The 5,127-nt window shown below is 62.6% G+C and carries 7 protein-coding genes; 3 read left to right on the plus strand and 4 right to left on the minus strand.

Translation table 11 applies throughout. The features are described 5' to 3' along the window. Positions 1 to 975, minus strand: a 975-nt coding sequence (locus tag EN964_RS23780; RefSeq protein ID WP_127276785.1) for an MFS transporter, incomplete at its 3' end; no start/stop codon positions are given. 204 nt (positions 976 to 1,179) lie between these two features. Beyond that, entirely contained in the window at positions 1,180 to 1,839 is a 660-nt protein-coding gene (locus EN964_RS23785; RefSeq protein WP_127272711.1) for a DUF922 domain-containing Zn-dependent protease, read from the minus strand. Positions 1,840 to 1,942: 103 nt separating this feature from the next. On the opposite strand from EN964_RS23785, the gene folP reads away from it, so the two are divergent. The 3 genes from folP to folK are packed head-to-tail and all read left to right on the plus strand — an operon-like array spanning position 1,943 to position 3,653. Continuing rightward, the gene (gene folP / locus EN964_RS23790) at positions 1,943 to 2,794 is read left to right on the plus strand and encodes a dihydropteroate synthase (protein ID WP_127271860.1); all 852 of its coding nucleotides are present in this window, start codon (positions 1,943 to 1,945) and stop codon (positions 2,792 to 2,794) included. Positions 2,795 to 2,797: 3 nt separating this feature from the next. After that, positions 2,798 to 3,157, plus strand: coding sequence for a dihydroneopterin aldolase (folB, locus tag EN964_RS23795; protein WP_023813034.1), 360 nt, complete (start codon positions 2,798 to 2,800; stop codon positions 3,155 to 3,157). Beyond that, positions 3,141 to 3,653 (plus strand): 2-amino-4-hydroxy-6-hydroxymethyldihydropteridine diphosphokinase, encoded by a 513-nt coding sequence (gene folK / locus EN964_RS23800; protein WP_127276787.1) that lies wholly within the window; start codon positions 3,141 to 3,143, stop codon positions 3,651 to 3,653. The genes folB and folK overlap by 17 nt, the downstream gene beginning before the upstream one ends. 154 nt (positions 3,654 to 3,807) lie before the next feature. On the opposite strand, the gene EN964_RS23805 is transcribed toward folK, so the two are convergent. Together EN964_RS23805 and EN964_RS23810 are read right to left on the minus strand one after the other, a co-directional pair. Next, positions 3,808 to 4,353, minus strand: a complete 546-nt coding sequence (locus tag EN964_RS23805; RefSeq protein ID WP_127272684.1) for a DUF924 family protein — start codon at positions 4,351 to 4,353, stop codon at positions 3,808 to 3,810. A gap of 14 nt (positions 4,354 to 4,367) precedes the next feature. Beyond that, positions 4,368 to 5,127: NAD-binding protein (locus tag EN964_RS23810; RefSeq protein ID WP_206528749.1), on the minus strand; the 760-nt coding region annotated here is incomplete at its 5' end.

Here is a 5,127-nt window from a genome sequence, read left to right on the forward strand (position 1 = left end):
CCCCAGCAGAAGCCCGAGCATCGCGATGCCCGACTCTGCGGCCGACAGGCCGAGCACCGCCTGAAGATAGACGGGCAGGTACACAGCCATGCCGACGCTTGCGGCCTGAAGCAGGAACATCGAAAGCGTGCCCGCCAGGACGATTGGATTGCCAAGCACTTCGAGTGAGATGAGCGGCTCGGCGGCTCGCATAAGCCGCAAGGCAAAAGCGCCCCAGAAAATCGCCGAACCGCAGAGAACGCCGATGACTTCAAGCGAAATCCAGGGATAGGCGCTGCCGCCCCAGTTCAATGCGAGCAGCAGCAGCGCCGTGGCAATGATCAGAAGCAACGCGCCCAGGCCGTCGATGCGATGGCGCTTTGCGGCAACGGGCAGTTTCTTGAGCGGCTTGTTGATGATCGCCATCGCAAGAACACCAAGCGGAATGTTGATCCAGAAGATCAGTGACCAGTGCAGGTGCTCTGCGAAAGTGCCGCCGAGCAACGGACCGGCAACGCTGGCGACAGCCCATGTGCCGGAGAACCAGGCGGCATAGCGTGCCCGCTCGCGCGGCGGAACGAGATCGCCGACCACGGTCTGCGTCAACGCGAACAAGCCGCCGCCGCCGGCGCCCTGGATCGCCCGCCCGACAACCAGCACAAACATGTTGGGAGCCATCGCACTGACCAGCGATCCCGCCAAAAAGATCAGGATCGCGGCATAGACGGTCGGCCGGCGTCCGTAGACATCGGAAATCTTGCCGTAGAGCGGGGCCACGGCGGTAGCGGTCAGAAGATAACCGGTGACGATCCATGGCAGATAGTGTGCGTTTCCGAGCGCATGCCCGATGGTCGGCATGGCTGGCGCAACAATGGTCTGGTCGAGTGCCGCCAACAGCATCGACAACAGCACGCCGCCGATAATGGCGTTCTTTTCGCTCTCTGTTATCGGCGTGCCGGTTTCCGCCATCGTTTTGTTATCGACAGCCTGGTCCATGATCGTTCATCCATAAGCTTGCGATTTGACCGGCCCTGTTCAGCCGTTCCGGTTTCTTGACCGTTTGGATCGCATTGGTGTTTTAAGCTCGCGTCTGGCGAGCCTGACATATGTCGTCCCATATAGGCCGGTTTCGACAGGGGCTCGAAAGTTTTTCGAATCTGGCACTACCTCCAGCGAATTTGGCTTTCAGTTCGGGTGCGTTCAGGCCGGCGGCAGTCGGCCGTTGCCGATGCGCTCCATGCGGTAGCGCAGCAGCCGCAAGATGCGGCTTTCGAAATTGACGCTTTCGACGCGGTCGAACTGAAGCTGGGCGCGGTCGTGCTTGGCCAGGACAGCCGCGGTGATCGCGGCCGCCTTGGCCTTGGCGGCATCGCAGTTCTTTTGCGGGTAGGTGGCCTTCAAGGCCTCTTCGAGTTCGCCGCCATGGTTCTTGGCGATTTCGACATGGCGCTCCTCATGGCGCTTGATGTCGGCGGACAGCGTATCCCAGAACAGCCTGACATCGGCGTCGGCCTTGCGCGGGCGGCGCCACTCGGGAAGGATCACCTTCACCTTGACGGTCACCGCCGCGTCGGCGATCCGGCAGGAACTCGGCGTCTGCGCATAGCTGACACGGGTGGTGAAGGCCATCTGCGTGGCGCCCGGGTGCCGGTTGCCGGTGCTTTTCACCTCCGGCCCGCGTTTGGAGAGTTGTGCCTCGATGTCGTCGAGGGTGCTGCCGCCGATGGCGAAATAGCTGTACGTCTTGACGAGATTGGCGGTCGCCGCCGGAAGCGGGGTCATGGCGAGCAGCAGCGCGCAAGCCAAGGATCGTTTCACGCCCAGGGACCGTCTTTTCATGCCAAGCATGGCTCGCTTCATCATGTTGCCTCTTCGATCACCTTGCTTTACGGCCGTTGCCGGCGCAATGAAATTGATCCGCCAGGGATCACACATGATTGATGAACTCCATGGTCGATGAGCAATGACGGCCCGGCGATGGCAGTTGGCGCATGGACGCCATCTCGACCTTGGCGGCAAGGCCGTGGTCGTCGGCATCCTCAATGTCACGCCCGATAGCTTTTCCGACGGCGGCCAGTTCGACGCCCCTGAAAAGGCGCTGGCCCAGGCGCGCCGCATGATCGGGGAAGGGGCGCTGGTTGTCGATGTCGGCGGAGAATCGACGCGCCCAGGTGCTGCCGCGGTATCGGCCAGCCAGGAACAGGACCGCATCCTGCCGGTGATCGAAGCGCTGGCGGGCGTGAGCGAGGTGCTGATTTCGGTCGACACCTATCGTGCCGACACGGCGCGGCTGGCGGTCGCCGCCGGCGCGCATATCGTCAACGATGTCTGGGGTTTGCAGCGCGAGCCCGATATTGCGCGTGTCGCCGCCGACACCGGCGCGGGGCTTGTCATCATGCATACTGGGCGGGATCGCCAGAAGCTGCCGGATGCGATTGCCGATCAACTGACGTTCCTGCGAAGGTCGCTGGAAATCGCCCGCCAGAACGGCATCGCCGACGATCGTATCGTGCTCGATCCCGGTTTCGGATTCGCCAAGGAGACGGCGGAGGAAAATCTCGACCTGATGGCACGCTTTTCGGAATTGCATGCCCTCGGCCTGCCGCTGATGGCCGGTACGTCGCGAAAACGCTTCATCGGCACGGTCACCGGCCGTGATGCCGCCGACAGAGGGGTCGGAACAGCGGCGACCAGCGTTATATTGAGGCTCCAGGGCGCCGATCTGTTTCGCGTCCACGATGTCGCATTCAACGTGGACGCTTTGGCGCTCGCGGATGCTATGCTGGCGCGTCGGACGGACCAGGCGAGAAACTGAGCGATGTATGTCATCCGCATGAAGAACTGCGCTTTCTTTGCCCGGCACGGCGTGCTGGACGAGGAGGAAAGGCTCGGCCAGCGCTTCTATGTCGATGCTGTTCTCACCGTCGATCCAGGCCGCGCGCTTGCCGAGGATTCGATCGAGGATACAGTCCACTACGGCATTGCATTCACCGTCATTGAGAAGATCATCACCGGGCAGCGCCGTTTTCTCATCGAGTCGCTGGCGCTCGAAGTGGCCCGTGCGCTGACGGCGCGTTTTCCGCAGATTAAGAAAGCCGAGATCACGGTGCGCAAGCCGAACGCACCGGTGCCTGGCGTGCTCGATTATGTCGAGGTGACCGTTGTCTGGCCCGAATAGTACCGTTTATCTCAGCCTTGGCGGCAATCTTGGCGATCCGGCGAAATCCATGGGCGCGGCGCTGCGCATGCTGGATGCCGACGCGGATACGCGTGTCACCGGCGTCTCCTCGCTTTATCGCACGCCGCCCTGGGGCAAGCTCGATCAGCCCGATTGTCTCAATGCGGCCGCCGAGATTTCCACCGTGCTTGCACCGCGTGCCTTGCTCGACCTCTGCCTCGATGCGGAGCGCAAGCTGAAGCGGGTGCGGGAGGAGCGCTGGGGGCCGCGGCTGATCGATATCGACATTCTGGTGTTCGGGGACCGCGTCATCCACGAGACCGGACTGGAGGTGCCGCATCCGCGCATGCTGGAGCGCGCCTTCGTGCTGGCGCCGCTGGCCGAGATCGCGCCCGGCCTGGTTGTCAGCGGTCGCAGCATCACCGACCGCCTGGTCGCCGTCGATACTTCAGGCATCGAGCGATTGTCCTCCGGCCGGGATTGGTGGTTGGCCTAGGTGCGTTGATATTCAGGTGATGCCGGCCTGCAAACGGCGAGTTCCTGCGCTTCCGGTGCTCACGTACCCAAATGTACGCTCCGCTCCGGTTCTCGGAACCCACCGTTTTCGACTCGGCCTGACCTGAATCTCAACACACCTTGGAGCGGGGTCTTTAACCGGAGAAGCCGCCGCCATCCAGGAACGTCTGCTCCTGCGGGGTGGTTTCGCGGCCAAGCATCTTGTTTCGGTGCGGAAAACGGCCGAAATTCTGAATGATATCGCGGTGTTCGACAGCGTACTTCAGGTATGGCTCGGCCCAGGCCTGCGTCAGTTCGACCGAAATGTCCTGGTCGGCCAGCAGTTCCGAATGCTCGTAAGGCAGGTAGAGGAAAACGCGGAGTTCTTCCTCGAGTGCCAGGTCATGACCAGCCGCGATCGCCCTCTCCGCGAAATATCTGGCGAGCGGATCGGTCGCGTACATATGGCCGGTGCCGCGAAAACAGTTCCGCGGAAACTGGTCGAGCAGGATCATCAGCGCCAGCGCGCCTTCGGCATGTTCCAGCCAGTCGTCGCATTCACGCCGCGCGGCGGCGTAGTGCAGGCCGAGAAAGCGGTCGCGGAACTCGGCATCGAATGCTTCGTTCTTCTCGAACCAGGCATCCTCGCCGGCATCGCGCCAGAATTTGGTGACCGACAGGGCCCTGCTGTCCAATTCCATGCCTAATTCCTTGCTCAATCGGCGGGTTCGGACTTGTGCAGCACACCCGCGGTTTCTTCATTGAGTGCCTGACCAGGCCGGCGCGGCGTGGAGAGCGGTGTCGGAATCGGCGTACCGATATTGCCTCTCAGGAAGCGCTGTCCGGCGCGAATGCCTTCGGCAAGCTGGGTTTCGAAGCGGTCGGTGTCGCGGCGCCTGACGTCTTCGATCGTTTCAGCCACGTCTTCGGGATCGACGCCCAGCGATTCCAGGGCCGAGCCGCCGAAAACAAGTGCGGATTCGAAGGTTTCACGCAGCTGGTAGTCGACGCCGGCGCGAATGAGCTGCAGCGCGGTACCACGATCGAAAGCGCGGGCCAGCACGGTGAGCAAAGGAAACTCAGCCTTGATCAACTGGGCGATGCGAACAGCCACATCGGCCTTGTCGACGCAGATCAGCACGGCGCGCGCACGGCCGGCGCCGGCGGCATGCAGGATGTCCAGTCGCGTGCCGTCGCCATAATAGACCTTGAAGCCGAAATCGGCCGCCGCCTGGATCATCTCGACGTCATTGTCGATGATCGAGACGTCGATGCCGCGCAGCAGCAGCGGCTGGCTCGCGATCTGGCCGAAGCGGCCGAAACCAATGACCAGCACGCTGCCGGTCAGGCCATCGGCGACATCGACCCCGTCGAGCGACTGCTCGTCACGCGGCGTCAGATAGCGCAAGGCGATGATGGCCAGCGGCGTCAGCACCATGGAGATGATGACGATCGCCGTCAGCGTCGCGTTGGCC

It is taken from the genome of Mesorhizobium sp. M7A.F.Ca.CA.001.10.2.1, assembly GCF_003998575.1.
In the GTDB taxonomy this organism is placed as follows: domain Bacteria; phylum Pseudomonadota; class Alphaproteobacteria; order Rhizobiales; family Rhizobiaceae; genus Mesorhizobium.

Excerpts from the sequence above, each read along its gene's own strand:
- folP (WP_127271860.1), top strand. The coding sequence starts at position 1,943 with ATGACGGCCCGGCGATGGCAGTTGGCGCATGGACGCCATCTCGACCTT.
- folB (WP_023813034.1), top strand. The coding sequence starts at position 2,798 with ATGTATGTCATCCGCATGAAGAACTGCGCTTTCTTTGCCCGGCACGGC.
- EN964_RS23785 (WP_127272711.1), bottom strand. The coding sequence starts at position 1,839 with ATGAAGCGAGCCATGCTTGGCATGAAAAGACGGTCCCTGGGCGTGAAA.
- EN964_RS23805 (WP_127272684.1), bottom strand. The coding sequence starts at position 4,353 with ATGGAATTGGACAGCAGGGCCCTGTCGGTCACCAAATTCTGGCGCGAT.